Origin of the sequence: Bacillus sp. FSL W8-0183 (assembly GCF_038006825.1) — a bacterium.
GTDB lineage: Bacteria > Bacillota > Bacilli > Bacillales > Bacillaceae > Bacillus > Bacillus altitudinis.
In genome coordinates this window covers 1447665-1472271 of record NZ_JBBOVY010000001.1, presented here as the reverse complement: position 1 = coordinate 1472271, position 24607 = coordinate 1447665, and the positions used below count along the sequence as shown (strand labels likewise).

Here is a 24607-nt window from a genome sequence, read left to right as displayed (position 1 = left end):
CATTTCACTTTTGTTTTACCTGAACGTATTTTGGGGCAGCAGTGATATAAAATCCTGATTTAAGTTTATACATTTTTGATCCGTTTACTGTCACGGTCTTACCGATTGTAAAAGCCTCTCCTGGCTTTACTTTTTTATGCTTTGCCGTCCAATTCGGCTTATCATAGACCCATAGCCATCCATCAGCATTCGGCTTCACCACAGCCATTTTAACGCCTTTTGCCGCTGGTTTATTAGTTGGCTTTGTTTTATTTGAAGAAGAAACCTTTTTTAAACCAACAGCTGCAGCAATACCTTCCGCATGACCCTCGGCCAACAAATTCAGAAAAGCATCTTGTTTCAGCAGCGCAGCATCTTCTTTACGATCAATAAAAAGGTTCTCTGTCAAAATGGCTGGCATTTTTGTTTCTCGCAATGCCGCAAAGTTTCCGAATTTGGTCCCGCGGTTTGCTGCTTTTGCTTTGATTTTTTTATAAATCACATCATGTACAATTTTTTGCTGCTTGCCAGTGCTGGACATTGCAGATAGTTTATTAAAACGAAACGTTTCAAAGCCTGTACCACCACCTGCATTGATATGAATAGACGCAAAATAATCAGCTCCCCAATTATTAGCTAGTCTAGCTCTTTGAGACAGATCAATATAAACATCAGTTGATCGTGTGAGCTTAACGGATGCCCCATACACCTTTTCAAGAATCGCTTTAGTTTTCTTAGCGATCTTTAATACAAGATCCTTCTCTTTCAGACCATTTTCTGCTGCGCCCGGATCGTGCCCACCGTGTCCCGGATCAAGCATAATTTTCTTTGTCATATTCAATCTCTCCATTCATTTGTTTTTATATAGAAAAAAGCCGCCGATTACGGGACTGACCCCCGTTTTTGAGACAGGAATCAAAACACCTTTATGAAACAGCCAATTGCCGATAGTTTATCGGTGATTGGTTGTTTAGTTTAGTTTCGTTTGAATACGAATGTTGTTATAATAATAAATGTATTCTTTGACAGTGCGTTCTACGATGGTGGTCGTAGTGCGATCAATCCTGTGAAGATAGAACGTTTCAGACTTTAGTGAGGAATGAAACGATTCGATGGAGGCATTATCAGCGGGCGTCCCTTTACGGGACATGCTCATGGTAATGCCTTTTATATGAACAGCTTTCTGATACTCGTAAGATGTATACACAGAACCTTGATCGCTATGTAACACGCAATTCTCAGGAAGTGCTGGGAGCTGATTAAGTGTGTTTAAGATAAAGTCTGTGTCCTGCTTATCACCAATTGTAAAAGCAATCACTTCTCCATTATATAAATCCAATATACTGGAAAGGTACAATTGTTTCTGTCCATAAGGCAAATACGTGATGTCCGTGACTAGTTTTTCAAGAGGGCGATCAGACTGAAAATTCCGATCCAGTATATTACCAGCCACGGCATAGGGCTGCCCATTCTTCTTACGCTTTTTCATTTTAACCCGGCATTGCCACTGGTTTTTCTGCATGATACGTTGAACAGTTTTATGGTTAATACGCATTCCCATTTTTAGTATGGCTGTGATTTTCCGATAACCATATCGATATTTGTGCTTTCGGCACAACGTGCCGACCTGTTTCTCTAGTTGTCTTTTAGGATGATTCTGAGTCAGATTCTTTTTCCATCTATAATACGAAGTGCGTGAGATGCCTAAATGGACACAGATGTCCAGTACCGTCATCGTTTTGCACAATTCATCTACCAGTTTGATTGACGTTTCCTTATCAACTTCCTTTCCAATTCGTTGTACTTTTTTAAAACCTCATTCTGTTGACTCAAATAGCGATTTTCTGCCTGAAGTCTCTCTAATTCTGAAGAGTACTCGGGACCCTTTCCATAGGTATATTGTTTTCCAACAGGTTGTTCGAACCTGTGTGTATCCCCAGTTTTATGCCATCTCACCCATGTCTGAACCTGCGTCTTATTCTTGATATTCAATTCCTGCATGATCTCTTTCATAGGTACGCCTGCCAATCTCATTTCTACAGCCTTCTGTTTGACTTCAGCCGGATAACTCACTCTTGTCCCCATAGAAAAAACACCTCCATGTTTTATTTCGGATCACAACGATCCGTTTTCAAACTTGAAGGTGTTTTTTATTTGTCTCATCTTAGGGGGGCAGTCCCTGTAATAGGGTTCTTCTCTTACTAGCTCCCTGGTGAGCGCTGCCCTGTATCTATTAAATTGATCAGTGCTTTTTGCTTTAATATAAAATCGTGCATTACCCGTACGAAAGGTTGGTGACGGTTTTAATTCCTCCCGATAGATAATAGGATGCTTCTCTATATACGCTTCGAGTGCTTTTTTAGTCATTTTCCATACCTTCACCGGACCAGGCGCATATGGATTTTTTGTATTTTTGTCCATTTTCATTTCCTCCTATCGAATAATGTTATTGATCAATTTATTCAAAGTTCACCCCTCTATAAGAAAGAGTGACCTTTCACTAATACGAGTTGCAGCGGATTTAAAAATTCCTTAAATTGCGTCTGTCCACGCTTTTATTTACCATTCATCCATAATTTGTTTCATGACTTCTTTTGATTCTTCATAGAACCAAAACCGCTTCCCTCTTTCCTTGCGTCTCTCAAGAAGTTTCATTCTTGGATCATGTAAAAATTCATTCTCTAAAAAGCTTTTACTCATGCAAGTTCTTTTTGCCATTTGTTCTATGTCCCAAGTGAACAAAACTTCTTCAAGTGCTGCTTCTAGTTGCTGATAAATATAATTGCGAATTTCATCTTGATTAACATCCACATCAAAATTAACTATCGCCAAGCCAAGACGCTCCTTTCTTCTCTACAATTTGAACGATTTTTTCTCTCACTTTCTTACCTTGACGCTTTCCTAATAAAATGTCAGATAGGTATGCGTTTGAGATATTTAATTGTTTGGCTAATTCTTTTTGCTGCATGTCGTTCATGATTAGCCACGTTTTAATTTTCTTTCCGAAGTCGGCTTGCATCATTAAAACCTTCTTTCAATGTTTTTTGTGCTAATTATTTAGCTTTTCGTTGACCAAAATTAGGATATATGCTAATATCTAGGCATAGCGAAATAAGCATACAAATTTAGCCTTTTGCGTTGGGGAACGTGGTTTTAGGCTATAGTTTGTCGTGTCTCGATAGCTGAATAAATAGCTTATGAACACAGCTTAATAGACTATATGCTATTTTCTAAACACAAATTAGCATAAAGTTTATTTCAGTCATAAGCTAACCTAAGGATGGTTGATATGACAATAGTTGAGAAAATAAAAAAGTTAGCTAATGAACGTAAAATAACTTTAGCAGAATTAGAAAGAAGAACTAACTTATCAAACGGAACAATTAGAAGATGGGATGATAAAACACCCGGCGTTGATAAGGTGAAAAAAGTCGCTGATTATTTTGATGTCTCAATTGACTATCTTTTAGGAAGGGTTGAGTCTCCTATTGAAACCGTCGCAGCGCACCATGATGGCGAAGAATGGACAACCGAAGAATTAGAAGAAATAGAAAAATTTCTCCAATTTATTAAATCTAAGAGAGAACAAAATTGAGGTGCAGCATCATTGGACTACCATTCTTTATTACAAAGTGCGACAGCAAGCGGAATCGACGTTTACAAAAAAGTATTATCACTCAAAACTAAAGGCTTATACGGTGATAATGTGATATGGATCAATCGAACATTATCTAGTGTTGAGAAAACATGTACTCTTGCTGAAGAACTCCGTCATCACTTTACTACTTACGGAAATATACTCGATCAAACGAAACTTAAAAACAGGAAGCAGGAATTACGAGCACGAGATTGGGGATATAAGTTGTTGTTCCCCCTGGAAAGATTAATTGATGCACAAAAAGAAGGGATAAGAAATCGTTTTGAATTAGCTGAATACTTGAATGTAACTGAACAATTCCTTGAAGATGCTCTAAAAAGATATAAGGAGAGATATGGCTTATATAAACAAGTGGGAAAGCATACTATTTGTTTCGAGCCTTTAGGAGTCATTGAAAATTTTGAGGAGGTGATGCCTAAATAAACGCCCCTTTTAATGCGTCTGTCCACGTGGAAAGGGCTGATAAAATGAAGATGGAAAAAAGCAATAAAGATGATCATTTGTTTTATTATTTTAATGCTAAAAATGAAAAACGGTGGTGTTATCGATACCGTTATTATGATGAATTTGGTAAGCGTCGTGAAGCCTCAAAACAAGGTTTCAAAAGTGAAAGCGAAGCCTATAGAATGCTTTTAAAGGTTAAATCTTCTATATTAGATGGAGAGATTAAAGAAATAGAAAGTACAAATTTAACTATTTCTAAGTGGTTTGATATTTGGATGGAGACAAACCGAGATCAATGGAAAACTCCTACTATCAAAGCGAGGGTTTTCACGATAGAGAACCACATAAAACCTTTGTTGGGAAATATAAAGATCAATAACCTAGACGCAGCAACATATAAGAAGAAGTTTATAAATAAGTTATTAGACAAATTAACTCCCAGTACGGTTCATGCGTACCATACAATCTTCAAAATCGGAATTAATGCTGCTGTCGAAAACGAAATAATAAAGAAAAACCGCTTTAAAAAGGTGAAAATAAGAAAAGACAATCCAAGCACTCTGATTGTCGATAATTTTTATACTGCTGAACAATTAAGCATTTTTCTGGAAGGCGCTCAAGCGCTTAAAAGTATTTCACATTATACTGCACTTCTCATACTTGCAAGTACAGGTATGCGTAAGGGTGAAGCGTTAGGTCTAACATGGAAAGACATTGATTTTAACAAATTCAGAATCACAATAAACAAAACCCGTGATTATGATGGTTTACGCCCCCCAAAAACTAATAATAGTTACCGCACTATAAAAGTCGGGGGGAAAGTAATAAACCAATTAAAATTATATCAAAAATGGTGTAAAGAATTAAAGCTTTCCTTTGGTCAACCTCTAAAAGAAGAAGATTTCATATTAATCAGTCGGACAAGTGGAAAACCTATATCACCTAACTCACTTAATTATGCTGTAAATACTGTCGCTGATAATCAAAAACTAAAAAAATAACTGTTCATGGTTTAAGGCATACTCATGCGACTATACTTATAAGCAAAAGAATTCCAGTCAAAGTAATAGCTGATCGTCTTGGGAACAGCCCTCAAATGATTAATGATATCTATAGCCATACTTTTGAAGAATTAGAAATAGAATCAGTTGAAGTTTTTGAAGAGGCTATGAATTTATAATTTGGGGGATGTTTTTGGGGGGGATTCTAAAACAATCAATTTTTAATCCCCTCTAATCCCTTTATACCAAAGGTTTTCTTTTTACAATAAGACTATTTGCAATTTACTAATAAAAACGTATAATTTATACTAAGCACAGGAAGACGAAAGACAAAGGAGAGAAAAAATGGACGATTATGCTCATACTAAAGACATAGAACCTACAGCAGAAAACATCGCAAAAGCCATTTATACTGTTAACCGCCATGCTAAAACCGCACCAAATCCCAAGTTTCTTTATCTTTTGAAAAAACGTGCGCTGCAAAAACTATTGCAAGAAGGTAAAGGAAGAAAAGTGGGCCTACATTTCTCTAACAATCCCAGATATAGTCAACAACAGTCCGACGTGCTGATTGAAATCGGAGATTATTATTTTCATCTGCCACCAACTAAAGAAGACTTCGAATTTTTGCCACACTTAGGAAATTTAAATCAATCATATCGCAATCCAAAAGCGAATATGTCATTAAATCGAGCAAAACAAATACTTCAAACGTATGTCGGTTTAAAAGAAAAACCTGCCGCCACAAAACAAAAATCACATTATACAAAACCCGTCTTCAAACGGCTCGGGGAAAGTTATTTTTAAACAGAAAAAACCACTCAAAGCGAGTGGTTTTTCATATTATGGACAAAGGGCTAAAATGTTGTTTATTTTAGCTCTTTGTCTTCTTTTCAGCGTGATAGAAAACCTTTGCAGTCTTGGAAGGACAGCTACTTGTGCGGAGCGAATTTGACATTCGTGAGCACCAGCACGCAGGACTGACAAAGAATGCGAGGGTTTGTCTACACGCTGAAAAACCACTCAAAGCGAGTGGTTTTTTCTTTATATAATAAAATGATCTACCTTTTCAATCAACTGATGAATTTCTGGTTTACTAATTTGATCATCTGCACCGATGGTTTCCCCTTTATGACGCAGATCGTCCGTAATTAATGAAGAGAAAATGAGAATTGGAATGGACTGTGTTAAAGGATTGTCCTTCAGCAGCTTTGTTAATCGATGTCCATCCATTTTTGGCATTTCTATATCCGTAATAATCATATCAATTTCTTCTGTCACACTGATGCCTTTACTGACAAGATCCATGACATGGTCATATGCTTGTTTCCCATCTTCAAAGGTTACAATGTTTTTATAGCCTGCCTCGGTTAATTCATTTGTTAATAAGCGCATGAGAAGCGGAGAATCTTCAACAACATACAGCTTCTTCCCTGTTCTTCTCTCGTCTTTCTCACCGTCAAACATATGATATGTGTCTACGCCAGATGCGGATTCAATATCATAAATGATTTTTTCGTAATCTGGAAGGAAAATCATTTTCTCGTCAAGCTTGATGATCCCTGTTAAATGACGGTCCATTCCTTGATTGAGTGCAGTTGGTTTTTCAATCTCTTCCCAGCTGACGCGGTGAATTTGCGATACCGTTCCTGTATGGAACACAAATTTCCGTTGGTTGAATTCAGTCACAATGTATTTCTCTTGTTCTGACTGATCTGACTCGACATTAAAAAAGGAAAATAGATTGATGACTGGTAAAATCTCGCCTCGTAAACTAATCATCCCTTCTACATCTTGGTGAGAGTGCGGTATAACTGTCACCTCAACTGGCTGAATAATTTCTCTTACTTTCATGACGTTAATGCCGAATTGATTTGAACCAATTTCAAACTTCACAATTTCCAATTCATTAGTACCAGAGTCAAGTAAAATTTCTTGTTTGTTTAAAGCCACGGAAATCCCTCTATTCTTCAATATAAGATTGTACTTTTTATATCGGCAGCATGGGTAAAAAGTTGACGTTTCTTTACGCTTTCTCTCGCACGAATTGATGAATCACAAGTCCTATGGCTGCAAGGATGAGCAAAGACCCTAATGCAAGACGGCTTGCGAGATTCCCATGTGCTGCAAACAGCAGTGTGACGGAGCCATAAATGATGGGACCAACAATTGAAGACACCTTTCCCGAAAACGCAAAGAGACCAAAAAATTGCCCTCGTTTTTCTTTAGGTGTCAGCTCAATAATGAGGATTCGTGATGATCCCCAGCTTGCACCAAGTGAAATTCCGAATAGACTGCCTGCTACCCAGAAGACCCATTCAGTTGTCGCTGTCACAGCTAGAATGAGCGCCACAATTAAAATGACATACACGACTGTAATCGAGCGCTTTGCACCGATGGCCTTTGTGACATATCCGAATAGAAACGAGCCAATGATACTTGAAATTGTGGACACGAGATACAGCAAAATAAATTGACCTGCCGTAAAGCCAATGATAATTTTTGCATAAACAGCCATCATCGCAATCGCTGTCTGCAACGCATCATTCATAAAAAAGAAAGCGATCATAAAAATAAAAGCCGGTTTGTACTGCTTCATCTCTTTAAACGTACGAATAATCTCTTTATACCCGCTGAAAAAAGACGCCTTTTTCTCTTGCTGCGGGAAAGGTTGAGGATCTTTTATAATAAAGAGAAAGGGAAGAAAAAAGAGAAAGAATAAAAGGGCTGTCGGAATAAATGCTTCATGAAACTGGTCATTTCCTACAAGTAAATAAACAGAAAGGCCGACAAGTGTACCTAAATAGCCGACAGCAATACCGAATCCAGAAATGAGGGGGATTTCATCCTTTGTCCCAAGATCGGGCAAAATGGTGTCATAAAAAACAAGACTAGAGTGATAGAAAAATTTGGCGATGACGAACAAGGTAACCACCACCAATAAGGAGACAGGAAGACCAAACCATTCGCTTGAGAAATCAATCCCAGCAAAGATCCCCATCATAAAGGTACAGGCAATACAAATCAGGGTAAACACCGTGATATACCGCTTCTTTTTCCCTGTACGATCAATCAGCACACCGTATAAAGGCGTAAAAATGACGAGGAAAAAGCTTGCAAGTGCGTTCGCATAAGAAATAAATGTACTGGCGATTTGATCCATCCTCGCACTGTCGCCTATCGTCTCCTGCAAGTAAAATGGGAAGAAAATGGTGATCATATTCGATGAAAATATCGTATTTGCAAAATCATACAATGCCCAGGCCAAAACAGGTGCGGTGAAAAAGAGCCCGAAGCTTGCCCCTTTTTTTTGAACGGTCATTTTCCCTCTTTTCAATAGATTGACTCCCTTCTCTGCTTTTATTTTCACTATCATTCTACTTTATGTGACGTTTCCCTCTTCCATACAAGCAATCTATACAAAAAGCACCCCTTACTATTTAGCAGAGGTGCTTCTTTTCATTATTTCTTTACGACAATGGTACTTGCAATCAAATCGTGAAGTGCTTGTTTTTTTTCTGTGAAAAACGCAATGATGTAGCCAATACATAAGATTGGAGACAAAAAGCCTTTTGCAAAAAAGCGGCCTGTCGCGCGCCCGAATGTTATTTTTCCACCCGTTACTTTTGTCACTTTGATTCCAAGAGCCATTTTGCCAAGAGTTCCTTGAAGCTTTGATGATTCCATGATCGCATAATACAGCCAAGTCACCGCGATACCGACTAAAATCGTTACGCCATAGAAAAAGATAAAGCCCATTATGACTGCCCATTCTTCATCCGTGATCACCGTTGAAGAATAGTAATAGCTATCATCATACATTAAAAATGCCGCCTCAGGGCTTGAGACAAAAAAGAGTGTTGCGAGAATAAATACAATGAATGAAAATGGTACACTAATAATGACACCGTCTAAAAGATGAGCAAGAAAACGATAACCTACACCAGCTAGTTCAGGATGTTTTTCTTCTTGAATAGGTGCTTCTGACATGTTTGTTTCCATCCTATTTCTCCTTTATTATGTATGTTTTCTATAAATTTCTTATAATCATTCGTTATTATATCTTATGAATATCGCAAGATCAATGGAGCTTTACATTTTTACATGAATTTTAGATCATTTTTCAATGATGATTTATGTGATTAAATACTGAAAATTCACAGAAATTATGGCACATCTAGTTCTTTCAACGCCTGATTTTTTAACATTTTGTGATATTTTTGTCTCATTTCGATTCTTCTGTTGACAATCACGTTTCACATGGTACAATAGTCAAGGATTTTTTAAAGAAAGGTGTTCATGATGGGAACTGTCGTACTATTAAAGAACAACGAAATGACTGTGATTGAAGATATTTGCGAAGCTGATTTTTTAGATATGAAACATGGTTTATCTAATGAAGATGCTGCTTATATCTCTTGGTATGAAGATTACGATACTGCTTATGGATATTGATTTCATTTCATAGATGAAGCGTAAAAAAAGGCGATACAACCTTCAAAGAGGTGGTATCGCCTTTTTACGTTTGTGTGCTTCTTTCACTTTCAGGTTCTACATGAATAAAGATTTGTGCATGCGGAAACGCCTGCTGAATGTTCTCTTCAATTCGATCACATAATTGGTGAACATCTTCAATGGTTGTTTTTCCATGTACAATCAAATGAAAATCAATATATTCTTCAGCACCGGATCGTCTTGTTCGAAAGTCATGATATTCAATGAATTCTTGACTGAATGTTTGAATGATGGCCTCTATCGCTTGTTCTTCTTCCGGGGTTAACCGGGCGTCGACAAGCGGCGGGAAGGCTTCCTTCATGAGTTTAAATGCTTCACGCATAATATAGAGCGCTAGCACCATTCCAATAATCGGATCGAGGAAATACCAGTCCGTTAATGCAACAAGCAATAAACTAATGGCGACTCCTAGTGACGTAAACACATCTGTTAAAAGATGCAGTGCATTCGATTTCATGGCAACAGAATGTACTCGCTCTGCCTCTTTGTTCACAACTCTCGACACAACAAAATTGATAAGTGCGCCGATCAGCATGACCACAATACCAAGTACCGGCAGTTTAACAGGCTCAGGATGCATTAATTTATGAACACACTCATAAATGATCCATATCCCAGCAACAAAAATTAACAAAGTTTCAATCGTTCCAGAAATATTCTCAACTTTCCCATGTCCATAAGGATGTTTTGAATCTGCCGGCTTTCTTGAAATACGAACAGAGATAAATGCAATAAAAGAGGCCATTAAATCGAGAAAAGAGTGAATGGCTTCTGATAAAACCGCAACAGATCCAGTTAACACCCCTACAATGATTTTAAGGACCACAACAAACGTATTACTCATGACGGATAAAAAGGCTATTTTCGATGTCTTTGCTGATTGATCCATCTATTATCGTCCTCCTTCAGGAGATCGTATGCCTGTGAAAGCAATTCCCATGACTTGATTCTCTCGTTCTTTCAGTTTATACCGTTTTGCCTTATTCTAATCATCTTAAGCAGAGCTGTATTTTCCGAGCAGGTTACGCTATAATAAATGTTACTCTTTCTTCATATATCACTCATGCTGTGATGGATAGGAGAATAGACTACATATAACGATATCCGAAGCCTTTCCGCAGGTGACATTTATGCAGTGAATGGTAAAATAGGATAAAAACATAAATTTTTAAGGTGATGAGAAATGGAGCATTTGCTGAATCCAAGAGTTAAGGATATTGAAATTTCAGGCATTCGAACATTTTCAAATCTCGTATCTTCATATGAGGATGTCGTTTCATTGACCATAGGTCAGCCCGATTTTTATACGCCGCATCATGTCAAAACAGCTGCCAAAACAGCCATTGACGAGAATTTCACCTCGTATACTCATAATGCTGGATTTTTAGAGCTAAGACAAGCGATCCAGCAATACATCAAAAAGAAAGTCCATCTTGATTATGATGCAGAGACAGAAATCATTGTGACAACAGGTGCGAGTCAAGCAATTGATGCTGCGTTTCGAACCATTTTGACTGAAGGCGATGAGGTCATCCTGCCCGGCCCTGTGTACCCTGGCTATGAACCGATCATTCGGATGTGCGGTGCGGTGCCCGTGCATATCGACACAACAAATGCCGGTTTTAAATTAAACGCCAAGCTGATTGAAGATGCATTAACGGAAAAGACAAAGTGTGTTGTCCTTCCATACCCTTCAAATCCAACTGGGGTCACGCTATTAGAAGAAGAATTGAAAGAAATTGCACAGCTTCTTGAAGGAAAGGATATTTTTATTCTATCTGATGAAATTTATAGTGAGCTGACATTTGATCGTCCACATCATTCCATTGCTTCTTTCTTAAAGGAACAGACGATTGTCATCAATGGACTGTCAAAATCTCATAGCATGACCGGATGGAGAATCGGCTTTTTATTAGCTTCCGCTCCTATTGCTAAACATGTATTAAAAGTACATCAATATAACGTCTCTTGTGCCTCGGCTATCTCACAAAAGGCGGCACTTGAAGCAGTGACAAATGGTGTGGATGATGCACTGATCATGAGAGAGCAATATAAGAAAAGACTCGACTATGTATATGATCGACTCATTTCTATGGGGCTTCCGGTCATTAAGCCTTCCGGCGCTTTTTATATTTTCCCTTCCATTGAATCGTTTGGGATGAGTTCATTTGATTTTTGCATGGAGTTGTTAGAAAGTACAAGACTTGCGGTCGTACCTGGTTCTGCTTTCTCTTCACTCGGAGAAGGATATGTGCGCCTTTCCTATGCATATTCACTTGAAACGTTAAAAGAAGGACTTGACCGTCTCGAACAATTTGTTCTTGAAAAGCGTTCCATACAATCAATAGACGGATGAAACAACGGCTCTCTTGCCGTTGTTTTTATTTTGCGGGAAACATGATGTGAAACACAGTCCCTTTCTCTGGGTCGCTATCTACCCGGATGGTTCCGTTGTGATTTTCTAAAATATTAAATGTCACCATGAGCCCAAGTCCTGTTCCCTTTTCTTTTGTTGTTAAAAAAGGTTCGCCGATCCGCTTCATGACCGATTCAGGAATACCAATTCCTTCATCTCTAATCGTGACAAGTATCCCTTCTTTTTCGGCTTTGGCGGTAATGTCTACCTTCCCTCCGTCCGGCATGGATTCGACGGCATTTTTGATTAAATTGATAAACACCTGCTTCAGCTGGTTTTGATCCCCATTCATCAGGAGATCCTCCTCGATATCACTTGTGTTCATCAAAATTCCATTTAAGTTGGCCTGTGTTTCTAGCAGAGCGGTGACTTCGCTAATGATTTTTTTCAAATCAAGCGTCTGCATGGATGCTGTTTGCTGCGGCTTTGCAAGCATTAGTAGCTCACTTAAGATGATTTCAATCCGGCTCAGCTCAGAGAAGACAATTTCAAAATATTGATCCCGGTCTTTTGTTTTTGGTTTAATGAGCTGTAAAAAGCCCTTAATCGCCGTCAGTGGATTCCTTATTTCGTGTGCAATACCTGCTGCCAATTGACCTGCGATTGATAATTTTTCAGAGCGCAGCATGAGTTCTTCTGTCTGTTTTCGTTCAGATATATCTCTTAAAATAATTTGAACGGCTGTTTCACCAAAAAATGTGGTAGGGATACAAACCATTTCTGTATAAATCAACCGGTGTTTAAACGTATGGCAGCTCATCGTCACAATCTCAGAATCTGATGCTCTTTCGATTATACGTGATAAGCTCTTTTTGACTTTTTGTTGATCACATGAATGGATTTGATGAAAGATATCTTTTCCGATTAATTTATCGTAATGTTCGGCTTCAAATAATTTAATACCTGATTCATTCATAAATACCCATTTATGATCGTGGATGACGGCAATGGTATCAATAGAATTTTGGATAAGCAGCTGATACCGCTCTCTACTTTTTTGAAGAACGGTTTGAAATTTTTTACGGGAAGAGATGTCCACTAATAGTAAAAGTTCTGCCCGTTGATTTTGATAAATTGCCGGAGATGACTTCACTTCAATATGAATCATGCTCCCGTCTTTCCTTTTCCATATTTGTTCAATCATTCCGACTGGAAGGCCTTGCTGCAGTCTTTTGATTCGGCTTCTCACAATGTCATGGTACTCCTCGGCAATAAAATCAAACGCAGACTTGCCGATCATTTCATCTTTTGTACATACACCCATTAATTGCAGCATCGCATCGTTGGCATACACAATTTTCCCAAGCGCCGTAATACATAACGGATTTGGCAGCATGGCAATCAGATTTTCAGCTTCACTGACATCTTGGAAAGCCGGTAGACTGCCTAACGACTGTTCTGACACTTCTGTTGGTTGAAATGCTGCTTTTTGAGGCTCTGTATTCATTACCCTCATTTTCAGGATCATTTCTCTACTTAAATCGTTGTCTAACCCATCACAAGCAACAAAATCAATGCTTGCTTCTACCCATACAGCTGTAAGATCACTTCTAAGCAGTCTAAAGTGGCAAATCTCTAGCATGTGCTGATTATAGAAATAACTTTCGACGAGAAATTGATCTTCGGTATGAACAAAGTCTTTCAAAAAACACCCTAGTAAATCCTTTTGTTCATAGAGCAAAAGCTGCTTACAATTGGAAGAAATGTAGAGAAAGCGGCCATTAGAAGAAAGAACGGCATGTAAATCAATATTCGAGTACAGCTGATTCGAATCTTTCATTTTTTGTTCCATCGTCGTCCGACCCTCCTTTAATTTTTTTAGGGTTGTCCTTAGTTTGATGTATAAAAAGGATTCGCTAGAAAAACCGTATTTTCCTCCCAATCTCGTGTGAAACGTCCATATTTTCAGCAAAAAGGGAGCACTTTCTCTTGCTGTGCTCCCTGCTGTTTATTGCTTTTCATATTTCTTTTGTAATTCAACGTACTTATCAACAATTTTACTTGGAATGGTTTTAATGACAGGATCTTTATCTGATACATACGGTGTGACGACACTAAATGCCACTTTCGGATTGGAAGAAGGATAATATCCTCCAAAGGTTAAATTGTACGTGGCATTCCCCCACCAGCTCCGGTTGGCACCATAGTAGAAGGTTTGGGCTGTACCCGTTTTCCCTGCGACATCATGCTGACCGAACCGGCCAGCTGCAGTCCCGCCTGTTGATGTGACCATTTTTAGTCCCATTTTGACGCGGTCGATATCTGCTTTCGAGTTGTTAATGGTGTTCAGCACCTTCGGCTCATATTTCTTCACAACAGGACCTACTTCTTCCTTATTCGTTGGGAAGTGAACACTTTTCACCACTCTTGGCTGAATACGGTTACCTCCATTTGCGATGGTCGACATGTATTGTGCGACTTGAAGTGGTGTATACGTGTCATACTGGCCAATCGCTTCATCAAGTAAGAGTCCGCCGACTGTCTTAGGATGCGTCTGCATTCCGCTTGATTCTTGCGGCAAATCGATGCCTGTTTTTACGCCAAGACCGAATTGAGCATAGTAGTTTCTCATTTTTTGTAAGTGTTCAGGTCTTGCCGGTAACGGGCCATCCTTTTGATAGGTGATCCCTGCCATTCTCATCGCCACTTGGAACATGTAGACATTGGAACTTTTTTGGAGTGCCTGAAGGTCGTTAACCCATCCAAGAACTTTGTAAGACTGTTTTGGCTTTCCTCCACTTCCCGCAAAATACAGCGGTGTATCCATATAGGATTGGTTGTGTGACATGCCATCTTGATAACCAGAGAGGACAGTAGCTCCTTTGACAACAGAGCCCATTTCATACTGTGTCGTAAATGTTCCGATCGCATAATCTGTGACGTCTCTTCCGTCCATTTTCTTCCCTGACATTGCGAGAACATCACCTGTGTTAGGGTCCATCATCACAACAAAGGCACGGTCCATCATATAGTTTCTTGCACTAGCGGATCTTAGCTCTGATTCAACGATTTTGTCGACTTCCTTTTGCAGCTCCATATCAAATGTGAGTGCAAGGTCAAGTCCTCTTCGTCCTTCTGTCCGCTTGATTTCATCAAGCAGTTTGCCGCCGACCTGTGTATATTGAACAGTTGCTTTTTCTGGATTGAGAAAATCTTCATATTGATATTCTAAATAACTTTTTCCTACTCGGTCATTTCTCGAGTAACCTCTTGCCATATAGTAATCTTCACGCTCTTTTATAATGCCTTGCTCTGGGGTGGTGACACCGCCAAGGACATTATAGAGGGTTTTTTCATACGGATATTTCCTTGTCCAGTCATTGATGACATTTACACCAGGCAGTTCATCAAGATGCTCTGATACAAGTGAGATCTCTTCGTATGTCAAACTTACGGATGATGTCTGTTTTGATTCTTTTGTTTCATCAAGCAGCGCAACTTTTTCGTCCCCTTTTTTCTCTTCGTTCGGGTCCATTGCTTTCACGATTTGAGGTTCAAAGGCATATCCGCCTGTAAACCTGCGATAGATCGCTGCAACTGCTTTTTCCTCTGCATCTTTTTCGATCGCCTTGATTTCTTTCTTAGGCACACGCTCTACTTGAAGTGGATAGACATCTTTTGCTTTAAGATTCTTTTGCTCTGCTTTTGAAATGAGCTTATCCGCTTCTTTCGGATGGCTGGCCAGCCAAAAATCTCGAATGTCACGCTCTCTCAAAAAATCTGTATCCATTTTTATATAAGTCGCAAGTTTTCTTGCTACTTTAATCTTATCCTCCGCTTTCACACCGCTTTCTGATGTATAAACGATGGCAGGTACGCTTTCGTTATCAACAACGACTCTTCCTCTCGCGTCATACATTTTTCCTCTTGGAGACGGGTATGATGCTGTTTTGACCTCAGTTCGGTTGGCTTGCTTTTTATAATCCTCACCATTGACGATTTGCAGCACACCGAGCTTGATGACAAGTCCAGCAAATAAACTAAATACAGCGAAGAAAAAGAGATTAATTCTCCAGGCGTTCCGGCGCTTCATTTTTTTCTGCTCGGCAGCACCTTGATGCTGTTTCTCTCCCACTTATGTAGCTCCTCTCATCCTTTCAATCTTTTACAATTACCACTCATTATTGTAACACTTTTGTAATAGTTGTTACAGCGAAACAAGTGAAAAAAAGCTGTCAATCCCTATTCTGCAAAAAAATATACTAACACTTTAAAATATTGGTATGTTTATGTCGTTTTCTTTAAATAGAAAGATTCTCCATTCATTGATATAAGGAGATTCTTTCTATGACTTTAACAAAAATGACAAATGGGCGTTGTCAATGGAGGATGCTGGTACGTTTATAACAAAAAGTCCATGTTATGATTTTCTGTGAGAAAACAAAACAAAGATTTTAGGAGGAGTTACAAAATGAAAAAGAAATCATTCATTTTTTCAGCGCTGACAGCTGCTGCATTGATCACGTTCACTGGAGGGCATTCAGCTGATGCGAAAGAGCTTAACCTGAAACAAGTCATAAACGTACAGCATCAAGCCATTGATCTTCATACATTAGCTGCAAAATTACATATCTCTTCAGATGTAAATAAGCTAAGCACTTCAAATCAAAAAGAGATCGAAGCTCTATTAAACAAGCTGATCAAAAGTGGTCAACCTGTTACTGGAACAAAAGTGGTGAAAGAAGTAAACAAAGCAAAAAATGAGCAAAAACAAGAATCAATGAAAAAACCAGCTGCTTCTAAACCAAGCACACCAGCAAAAGAAAACACAACGAACAACAGCTCAAAATCTGATCAAAAAGACACAACTGCAACAAAAGCAGACAGCAGCTTAAATGCATTTGAACAAGAAGTGGTTGAGCTGACAAATAAAGAGCGTGCAAAACAAGGCTTAAAAGCTCTTTCTGTTGATTCTAAATTAAGCAAATCTGCTCGCGCTAAATCACAAGATATGAAAGATAAAAACTATTTCTCTCATACAAGCCCAACTTACGGATCTCCATTTGATCAAATGAAGCAATTTGGTATCACGTACAAAACAGCAGGTGAAAACATTGCGCAAGGTCAAAGATCACCTCAAGAAGTAGTAACAGCTTGGATGAACAGTGAAGGTCACAGAGCGAACATTTTAAACAAAAACTATACTCATATCGGTGTAGGTTATGTGAAATCTGGTAACTACTGGACGCAGCAATTCATCGGAAAATAAGATCAAAAAAACCTGTCTCTATTTGGGACAGGTTTTTAGTTTGTCTTCTTTTTTCAGCAATGTGAGGGCTTGTTTACACGCTACAAACTGTTCCACGTAGGCGGAGCAGTTTTTTTATTTCACCCATAATTTATAGATGCTTTGTGTTCCGCTGTTTTCTTCACCCTGTTCGCTGAGCTTTTCATATAATGACTTCGCTAGTGACAGGCCTGGCATCTCTTCTCCCATCAGCTCTGCTTCTTCAAGTGCAATGCTCATATCCTTAATAAAATGCTTCACATAAAATCCTGGCTCGAAATCACCTTTCAGCATTCTTGGTGCAAGGTTTGACAAAGACCAGCTGCCGGCTGCTCCTGTTGTGATACTTTTAAGTACCTGCTCTGGATCAAGTCCTGATTTTTCCGCATAAGCCATTGCCTCAGCCACACCTACCATCCCTGCTGCGATAGCAATTTGGTTACACATTTTTGTATGCTGACCACTTCCTGCAGGTCCTTGATATTGAATATTTTCGCCCATTTGCTGAAATAGCGGCAGGCACGCTTCATAGGCTGCTTTTTCTCCGCCAATCATAATGGCAAGCGTGCCGTTTTGGGCTCCAACGTCTCCGCCAGAGACCGGCGCATCTAATGCAAATAGTCCTTTTTCCTTCGCTTTCGCTTCAATTTCTTTTGCCAGCTGAGGTTTCGATGTGGTCATATCAATGAGGTATGTACCAGGCGCAGCATGTTCCAAGAGTCCATCTTCTCCTAAATAGACTTCTTCTACATCTGATGGATACCCGACCATTGTGATGACGGCATCTGCCTCCTTTGCGATCTCCTTTACGGTCGATTTCCAAAGAGCACCTTTTTGAACCAATGTGTCCGCCTTTGCTTTTGTTCTTGTATAAACGAGAACTTCGTAGCCAGCATCCATTAAATGCCCTGCCATACTACGTCCCATTACACCGATTCCAATAAAACCAACTGTTTTGATTTGTGCCATCAAGAATTCCTCCTTATAGAGACTTTGTCAATCCACCATCAATGATGAGGGTTTGACCTGTCATATATGAATTGGCTTCAGATAAAAGAAAAGCCGCATATGCTGCAAATTCCTCTGGCTGTCCGTAACGGCCCAGCGGAATCATACGTTCAGCTTGTGCTTTGATCTCTTCAACCGATTGTTGCTCCTCTTGTGCACGGTGTTTGTCCAACTGTTTCACGCGCTCTGTTTCAATTTTCCCCGGGGCTAAGGTATTGATCAAAATGCCATCTTTGGCAAGCTCCTGGGCAGCTGTTTTTGTCCAGCCGGTAATGGCCGGTCTAAATGTATTCGACAGCATCAAGCCTGGGATCGGTTCTTTGACCGACATAGATGCAATATTTAACACTCGTGCACCTTGTTTTTTTAAATACGGCAAGGCTTCTTTTAATAACCGAATATAGCTGAGTAAATGAAGCTGAAATGATTCCATCCAATCTTCATCTGTTAAGGTTTCAAGTGTTCCTGTTTGAGGACCGCCTGTATTGTTCACTAGTATATCAAGACGTTTTTCATCACCTGCTGCTGCGACGACAAGCGCTTTAATTTGCTTGGCATCAGATACATCACATACTTGATACGTCAGCTTCCCTTTTACAAGCGGGGATAATTCTTTGACCGCTTCTTGCAGCGTGTGCTCATGTCTTCCCGAGAGCATCACATCTGCTCCCTCTTTTGCAAGATGAAAGGCAATGGCTTTACCGATACCTTGACTGCTTGCTGCGACCAATGCTTTTTTTCCAGATAGATTAACATGCATGTTGGCACCCTCCTCTGTTCATATTTTATCATACAAAAAGAACCTTGCTCACATGGCAAGGTTCTTTTCTGCAAGATTATAGTTTAAACCGATTGACTGCCTGACGCAGTGCCTGACTTGATTCGTTCAACATTTCTGTTGAAGTTTTCGTTCTTTCTAAAGCTTGTACTTGTTCGTCTGTGGAAGCATGTACTTCCTCAGCTGAAGCGGCGGATTCTTGTGAAATGGCCGCAATACTTTGAATGGAATCATTCATTTTCTGCTGTTCTTCAGTCATTTCATTGATTTGTGTATGAATGCTGTCAATGGAGCCGACAAGTGCCTGCATTTCCATTGTGATACTGCTGAGTGCCTCACCTGTTGAATTGATGGCATCACCTTGTTCTTCATTCATTTTGCTTGCTGCTGTCATCGCTTCAGCTGCCTTTTTCGATTCATCTTGAATGAGTTTTACGGTTTCACTAATATGTTTCGTTGATTCTGCAGATTGTTCAGCCAGCTTTCTGACTTCTTCTGCAACAACAGCAAATCCTCTTCCGCTTTCTCCTGCTCTCGCTGCTTCAATACTTGCATTCAGTGCGAGTAAATTCGTTTGATCTGAGATTTCAGAGATCGCTGTTACGACGTTTTCAATATTTTTTGTTTTATGCTCAAGGTCAAGCAGCATTTGCTCTACCTTCTTCGATTCTTCATTCGCTTGTGTTGATTTTTGGACGAGCAGACCAAGAGCATCAAGTCCTCTATAGCTTGCATCTTCCGATGATTTTGAGTTGGTTTGCATTTGCGTGGCAAGCTCACCCATATGACGAACTTTTTCATACAAATGCTCTGATTTTTCATTAATGGTTTCCGCTTCTGATGCTTGTTTCGTCGCTCCTACAGCGACCTCTTGAATAGCCGTTGCAATCTGTTCACTAGACAGCAAGGTCTCGTTTGAAATTTGGGTCACTTCATCCGTTGATTTCACAACCTGATCTGAAGACTCTTTCACTTTTTCAATTAAATCCCTGATGCCTTCAGTCATTTGATTAAAGCTTTTCGTCAGGAACCCTATCTCATCCTGAGACTTCGACTCAAGCGAGCTGGTTAAATCGCCTTCAGACACTTTACGAACATGCTCGATGAGGCGTTTAATTGGTGTTGTAATGCTTCTAGCCAATAAGTAGCTTAGAATCATGGCAAGTATAATGGCAATGACAGAAATAATGATACTTGTCTGATTCATTTGTTCAGTGATCCAAAGAAGTTTCTTTTTCTCGAAGCTCACACCGATCGTCCAGTTTGCCTCTTTAATTTTTGAGATGACGGTCAGCTGTTTGTCATCATCAATACCCGAGTTGTCGATCGCTTTTTTCACAGAAGCGACTTTTGAGATATTTTTTCCTTGCTCTGTTGGATGTGCCAAAATGGTCCCTGTGCCGTCAACTAAGAAAGCCGTTCCCATATAAGGAATCTTTTGTTCATTTATATAAGACTGGATGGAAGCCAGTTTCAAGTCAAGTCCAGCGACACCGACTACTTTCCCGTTTCGTACGATCGCCTTTGTGGCTGAAACGACCATTTCATTTGTTGCTTTATCAATGTACGGATCTGTCCATAGGACGTCGTCAGGCTTTTCAGCCGCTTGAATATACCAGTCTCGTTTAGACGGATCATACCCTTCTCCAAAATCGGACTCCGGGAAAGCGAACATTTTACCATCACTTGTTCCTATATAGGCAAGCGAGATGAGTTCATCCTGCTCCTGCAATCCTTTTAATTCATCGTTTTCAAATGCCAATGTCTGCTTTGTTTGTTTCTGTGCAAAATCTTCAGTAAGTGTACTTGTTGCCAATTTGTTAATCGTATCACCGTAATTCTCAAGCTTTAGTGCTATGATGTCTCTCATGCTTTCTGCCGTTGCTGCTGTCGTTGTTTTCGCATCTCGTTCAATCAGTGGTCTTAATACTAAATTGGAACCCACTTGAACTGCGACAACGGTTAAAATTAAAATAACTGAGATGAAAACAGCTATTCTCACTTGAAGTTTCTTAAACATCTCATCACCCCTACATCCTACTTTCGCATCTTAATGTGTATATCGGCAAAATTGGTACCGCATTCAATAGTTGTAAGAAAATTTAAATAGAAAAAACAAGCCATAATGACTTGTTTTAAGTAAAATATTCAATTTTTGCAGACGGAAAGTACTGTTCGATATATGATTCTAATGTCTGTCTAAGTTCTTGTTCTTCATCTTTTTGATAGATATATTTTCCAATTCCATATCTACCCCACTTATATCTTCTCTTTTCTTCATCTAGTTCTAGTTTTGTTTTTGGATAGTTTTTTTGGATGACACGCTTCGCCGGTTTTGTAAAACGGTGCTGAATCATTTCAAAGGTGATATCTTGTCTCACTTCTTCAGGGAGAGCTGCATCGAGTTTTTCAAATAGGACTTTATAGCCCTCTTGCCACCCTTCATGAATGTAAATAGGGGCAATAATAAAGCCAAGTGGATAGCCTGCTTTTGCTACCTTTACAGCCGCTTCAATCCGCTGATCGAGTGGTGATGTTCCAGGTTCGAAATATTTAATGACATAATCGGCATTGATACTAAAGCGGAATCTTGTTCGTCCATTGTGTTTTGCATCTAACAAATGGTCTACATGATGAAATTTCGTAACAAAGCGTAGTTTGCCAAGATCGGTTTGACCAAAGTATTCAATCGCTCGTTTGAGTGTGTGAGTCAAATGGTCAATTCCGACGATATCAGATGTACACGAGGCTTCAAATCGCGTGATATCAGGCGCACGCTCGTTCATGTACTGTTCAGCCTGATCTAAGATCTCTTCTACATTGACATATGTGCGAATGTACGGCTTACTCCCCATAGTCGTTTGCAGGTAGCAATAATGGCAATGCCCCATGCATCCTGTCGCAAACGGAATGGCATACTCTGCAGATGGTTTAGATGTATCAAATTTTAAGGTTTTTCTCACGCCGATAACGAGCGTCGACTTTGCATTACGGTACTTTTGCAAATCATTTTTCCCCGGAATATTTCTCACTTGGTTGTGTGAGGTTGTTTCTCTAATTTCAATTCCCATGCCTTCAAACTTTTCTTTCAGCTCTTGTCCTAATGGGTACTCTAGCGCCCGAGGTTCAATATACACAAGCTGGGGAACGAACGGTTTGATCATATTTAGCACATCCTTACCTTATAGGTTCATATCGTTACTTTAACCTCTCAGGATGGCTTCTATCCTTTCTAAAATCTCCCTTATTCAAACAGATCTTGATAAAGGGCTTCTGCTTCTTCGTATGTTGGAAATACGGCATCATCAGGGGCTAATGGGTGATATGTTTCAAGTAGAAATAGCGCAAGCTCTTGCTCATTGTAAGGGTGTGAAACGATTTCCGCTTCTTTAATTTGTGCGACATTGGCTGCATGTGGATTTCGATAAATCACATATACTTGATCACCCGGCTTATAGTTAGAGAAAGACAAACTGGTCACCTCCATTTTTTTATTTTAGGATGCCCTTCTCTGCAAGCGATATGACTGATTATGATAAAATTCGACAAAAAAACCAGACAGTTTGACCTGTCTGGTTTACATCACCTAGTTATGTTGAAACGTTTTTTTCACGAAATCAACCACTTCTTCAGTTGTGCTCAGTGATAAGATATGCTCTTTAAATGATGCAGCTTCTTCCTTAGAAAGCTTGCTTAACTGCGTTCTTGCTGGAAGAATCGATGTTGCGCTCATTGAAAATTCATCTAATCCTAATCCAAGTAGGAGCGGGATTGCGATTTCATCTCCTGCCATCTCACCGCACATGCCAACCCATTTACCTTCTTTATGCGCTGCTTCAATCACAAGCGTTATGAGGCGTAAAATAGCTGGATTGTATGGCTGGTAAAGATAAGACACTCGTTCGTTCATTCGATCAGCAGCCATTGTGTATTGAATCAAATCATTTGTTCCAATACTGAAGAAATCTACTTCTTTTGCAAATTGATCTGCGATAACAGCTGTTGATGGAATTTCTACCATCATTCCGATTTCAATGGAATCAGATACTTCTGTACCAGCAGCAACCAATGCTTCTTTTTCTTCAAGTAAAATAGCTTTTGCTTCTCTAAATTCTGATAACGTCGCGATCATAGGGAACATGATTTTCAAGTTTCCATATGTACTTGCACGAAGTAACGCGCGTAGCTGTGTTCTGAAAATCTCCTGCTCTTCAAGGCAAAGGCGGATCGCTCTATAGCCAAGGAACGGGTTCATTTCTTTTGGAAGCTGCAAGTAAGGAAGTTCTTTATCGCCACCAATATCTAGTGTGCGGACAACCACAGCTTTGCCTTCCATCTTCTCTAAAACGGTTTTATACGCATCGAACTGCTCTTCTTCTGTTGGGAGCTGATCTCTGCCCATGTATAAAAATTCTGTACGGTACAATCCAACTGCTTCGCCGCCATTTTCAAGTACACCTTTCACATCTTCAGGTGTTCCGATATTTGCAGCTAGCTCTACGTGAACGCCGTCTTTTGTGACCGTTGGCTGGTCAACAAGTTTCGCCCATTCCGCTTTTTGAGCTAAGTAGTCTTCATGCTTTTTTTGATACGCTTTCACTTCATCTTCAGAAGGCTGAATGATGACGTCTCCGCTAATACCATCAACAATGATCAGATCATTGTTTTTCACCGTTTTTGTTGCTTCTTTTGTTCCAACAACGGCTGGAATCTCCATTGATCTTGCCATAATTGCTGAGTGAGAAGTACGACCACCGATATCTGTCGCAAAACCTTTGACGAATTGTCTGTTCAGCTGAGCTGTATCAGAAGGTGTTAAATCTTCAGCAATGATAATGACTTCTTCAGAAATCATACTTGGGTTTGGAATGTCAACGCCTAGCAAATGACCAGTGACACGTTTTGTAACGTCGCGAATATCCGCTGCACGTTCTTTCATGTATTCATTGTCCATTGCTTCAAACATTGTAACAAACATTGTTGCTGTTTCTTTTAAAGCAAATTCAGCATTTACTTTATCCGATGTGATTTTATCCTTCACTGGGTTGAGCAGCTCTGGATCACTTAACACAAGAAGGTGTGCAGAAAAAATATCCGCTTTATCTTGGCCAAGTTCTTTTAGCGCATGTTCTTTAATTGCTTCAAGTTCTTGCTTTGAAACATGAATTGCTTCTTCAAAGCGTTTCACTTCTGTCTCTGGATCATTGATGTCTTTTTGGTGAACTGTTAAATCTGGTTCTTCTAGACGATATGCTTTTGCAATCGCAACGCCTGCTGAAGCACCGATTCCTTTCAGTTGTTGCATTACTCGCCTAGGCCTTCACTTTTCATTGTGTCTTTTAGCGCAGCAAGTGCATCATTTTCATCAGAACCAGAAGCAGAGATTGTGATTGTAGCACCTTTCGCAATTCCTAGAGACATTACACCCATAATAGATTTCAGGTTCACTGTTTTACCATTATATTCTAAGTTGATATCAGCATCATATTTACTAGCAGTTTGTACAAGAACTGTTGCAGGACGTGCATGAATTCCAGAATCTGCAGTTACTTTGAATGTTTGTTGAGCCATTTTTATCAAT

General features: G+C 39.5%; 23 protein-coding genes and 2 pseudogenes. 7 read left to right on the top strand and 18 right to left on the bottom strand.

Translation table 11 applies throughout. The features are described from left to right. Positions 1 to 4: 4 nt before the first annotated feature. The 5 genes and pseudogenes from NSQ64_RS07725 to NSQ64_RS07705 form a co-directional block, all read right to left on the bottom strand. Positions 5 to 814 carry an N-acetylmuramoyl-L-alanine amidase gene (locus NSQ64_RS07725; RefSeq protein WP_268382328.1) on the bottom strand — a complete coding sequence of 270 codons (810 nt, stop codon included), beginning with the start codon at positions 812 to 814 and terminating at the stop codon, positions 5 to 7. A gap of 91 nt (positions 815 to 905) precedes the next feature. Then, positions 906 to 2064, bottom strand: a pseudogene (locus tag NSQ64_RS07720) (IS3 family transposase). Between the two features lie 30 nt (positions 2065 to 2094). After that, a complete protein-coding gene (locus NSQ64_RS07715; protein WP_268382332.1) occupies positions 2095 to 2400 on the bottom strand; it encodes a hypothetical protein in 306 nt (101 codons plus the stop codon). Positions 2401 to 2538: 138 nt separating this feature from the next. Next, positions 2539 to 2811, bottom strand: coding sequence for a hypothetical protein (locus NSQ64_RS07710; protein WP_243173006.1), 273 nt, complete (start codon positions 2809 to 2811; stop codon positions 2539 to 2541). Then, the gene (locus tag NSQ64_RS07705; RefSeq protein WP_243173037.1) at positions 2798 to 2998 is read right to left on the bottom strand and encodes a helix-turn-helix domain-containing protein; all 201 of its coding nucleotides are present in this window, start codon (positions 2996 to 2998) and stop codon (positions 2798 to 2800) included. The genes NSQ64_RS07710 and NSQ64_RS07705 overlap by 14 nt, the downstream gene beginning before the upstream one ends. A 270-nt stretch (positions 2999 to 3268) precedes the next feature. Here NSQ64_RS07705 and NSQ64_RS07700 point away from each other — a divergent pair, with 270 nt between their 5' ends. The 4 genes and pseudogenes from NSQ64_RS07700 (at position 3269) to NSQ64_RS07685 (ending at position 5889) form a co-directional block, all read left to right on the top strand. Then, a complete protein-coding gene (locus tag NSQ64_RS07700) occupies positions 3269 to 3574 on the top strand; it encodes a helix-turn-helix domain-containing protein (RefSeq protein ID WP_106032416.1) in 306 nt (101 codons plus the stop codon). Positions 3575 to 3586: 12 nt separating this feature from the next. After that, positions 3587 to 4060: an ImmA/IrrE family metallo-endopeptidase gene (locus NSQ64_RS07695; RefSeq protein ID WP_268382261.1), complete on the top strand. Its 474-nt coding sequence runs from the start codon at positions 3587 to 3589 to the stop codon at positions 4058 to 4060. 44 nt (positions 4061 to 4104) lie between these two features. After that, positions 4105 to 5261 (top strand): annotated as a pseudogene (locus NSQ64_RS07690) (tyrosine-type recombinase/integrase). Positions 5262 to 5427: 166 nt separating this feature from the next. After that, on the top strand, positions 5428 to 5889 hold the full coding sequence (locus tag NSQ64_RS07685; protein WP_007498684.1) for a YkyB family protein: 462 nt from the start codon (positions 5428 to 5430) through the stop codon (positions 5887 to 5889). 237 nt (positions 5890 to 6126) lie between these two features. Here the strand turns inward: NSQ64_RS07685 and NSQ64_RS07680 are convergent, their stop codons facing one another. The 3 genes from NSQ64_RS07680 to NSQ64_RS07670 all read right to left on the bottom strand — a co-directional run bounded on the left by NSQ64_RS07680 (position 6127) and on the right by NSQ64_RS07670 (position 9084). After that, complete coding sequence (locus tag NSQ64_RS07680) at positions 6127 to 7035, bottom strand: chemotaxis protein (protein WP_024719666.1); 909 nt, start codon at positions 7033 to 7035, stop codon at positions 6127 to 6129. Positions 7036 to 7108: 73 nt separating this feature from the next. Beyond that, entirely contained in the window at positions 7109 to 8419 is a 1311-nt protein-coding gene (locus NSQ64_RS07675) for an MFS transporter (protein WP_341015859.1), read from the bottom strand. Positions 8420 to 8544: 125 nt separating this feature from the next. Then, positions 8545 to 9084, bottom strand: a complete 540-nt coding sequence (locus NSQ64_RS07670) for an RDD family protein (RefSeq protein WP_045035146.1) — start codon at positions 9082 to 9084, stop codon at positions 8545 to 8547. Between the two features lie 300 nt (positions 9085 to 9384). Here NSQ64_RS07670 and NSQ64_RS07665 point away from each other — a divergent pair, with 300 nt between their 5' ends. Then, positions 9385 to 9537, top strand: a complete 153-nt coding sequence (locus NSQ64_RS07665) for a hypothetical protein (RefSeq protein WP_017367142.1) — start codon at positions 9385 to 9387, stop codon at positions 9535 to 9537. Between the two features lie 64 nt (positions 9538 to 9601). On the opposite strand, the gene NSQ64_RS07660 is transcribed toward NSQ64_RS07665, so the two are convergent. Next, the gene (locus NSQ64_RS07660) at positions 9602 to 10486 is read right to left on the bottom strand and encodes a cation diffusion facilitator family transporter (protein WP_017359428.1); all 885 of its coding nucleotides are present in this window, start codon (positions 10484 to 10486) and stop codon (positions 9602 to 9604) included. A gap of 294 nt (positions 10487 to 10780) precedes the next feature. Here NSQ64_RS07660 and NSQ64_RS07655 point away from each other — a divergent pair, with 294 nt between their 5' ends. Next, entirely contained in the window at positions 10781 to 11953 is a 1173-nt protein-coding gene (locus NSQ64_RS07655; protein ID WP_217967270.1) for an aminotransferase A, read from the top strand. Between the two features lie 25 nt (positions 11954 to 11978). On the opposite strand, the gene NSQ64_RS07650 is transcribed toward NSQ64_RS07655, so the two are convergent. Both NSQ64_RS07650 and NSQ64_RS07645 read right to left on the bottom strand, forming a co-directional pair. Next, the gene (locus tag NSQ64_RS07650; RefSeq protein ID WP_041507383.1) at positions 11979 to 13805 is read right to left on the bottom strand and encodes a PAS domain-containing sensor histidine kinase; all 1827 of its coding nucleotides are present in this window, start codon (positions 13803 to 13805) and stop codon (positions 11979 to 11981) included. Between the two features lie 156 nt (positions 13806 to 13961). Next, on the bottom strand, positions 13962 to 16088 hold the full coding sequence (locus NSQ64_RS07645; RefSeq protein WP_045035143.1) for a peptidoglycan D,D-transpeptidase FtsI family protein: 2127 nt from the start codon (positions 16086 to 16088) through the stop codon (positions 13962 to 13964). 336 nt (positions 16089 to 16424) lie between these two features. On the opposite strand from NSQ64_RS07645, the gene NSQ64_RS07640 reads away from it, so the two are divergent. Beyond that, entirely contained in the window at positions 16425 to 17222 is a 798-nt protein-coding gene (locus tag NSQ64_RS07640; protein ID WP_341015853.1) for a CAP domain-containing protein, read from the top strand. A gap of 114 nt (positions 17223 to 17336) precedes the next feature. On the opposite strand, the gene NSQ64_RS07635 is transcribed toward NSQ64_RS07640, so the two are convergent. The 7 genes from NSQ64_RS07635 to NSQ64_RS07605 all read right to left on the bottom strand — a co-directional run bounded on the left by NSQ64_RS07635 (position 17337) and on the right by NSQ64_RS07605 (position 24597). Beyond that, complete coding sequence (locus NSQ64_RS07635) at positions 17337 to 18209, bottom strand: NAD(P)-dependent oxidoreductase (protein WP_341015851.1); 873 nt, start codon at positions 18207 to 18209, stop codon at positions 17337 to 17339. Positions 18210 to 18222: 13 nt separating this feature from the next. Further along, positions 18223 to 19008: an SDR family oxidoreductase gene (locus tag NSQ64_RS07630; protein ID WP_341015849.1), complete on the bottom strand. Its 786-nt coding sequence runs from the start codon at positions 19006 to 19008 to the stop codon at positions 18223 to 18225. A gap of 76 nt (positions 19009 to 19084) precedes the next feature. Then, a complete protein-coding gene (locus NSQ64_RS07625) occupies positions 19085 to 21046 on the bottom strand; it encodes a methyl-accepting chemotaxis protein (RefSeq protein ID WP_268382274.1) in 1962 nt (653 codons plus the stop codon). A gap of 115 nt (positions 21047 to 21161) precedes the next feature. Further along, positions 21162 to 22190, bottom strand: a complete 1029-nt coding sequence (splB, locus tag NSQ64_RS07620) for a spore photoproduct lyase (protein WP_007498710.1) — start codon at positions 22188 to 22190, stop codon at positions 21162 to 21164. Positions 22191 to 22270: 80 nt separating this feature from the next. Further along, positions 22271 to 22513, bottom strand: coding sequence for a transcriptional regulator SplA domain-containing protein (locus NSQ64_RS07615; protein ID WP_034646394.1), 243 nt, complete (start codon positions 22511 to 22513; stop codon positions 22271 to 22273). 99 nt (positions 22514 to 22612) lie between these two features. Continuing rightward, entirely contained in the window at positions 22613 to 24331 is a 1719-nt protein-coding gene (ptsP, locus tag NSQ64_RS07610; protein ID WP_008348058.1) for a phosphoenolpyruvate--protein phosphotransferase, read from the bottom strand. Beyond that, the gene (locus NSQ64_RS07605; protein ID WP_003211078.1) at positions 24331 to 24597 is read right to left on the bottom strand and encodes a phosphocarrier protein HPr; all 267 of its coding nucleotides are present in this window, start codon (positions 24595 to 24597) and stop codon (positions 24331 to 24333) included. The genes ptsP and NSQ64_RS07605 overlap by 1 nt, the downstream gene beginning before the upstream one ends. Positions 24598 to 24607 lie beyond the last annotated feature (10 nt).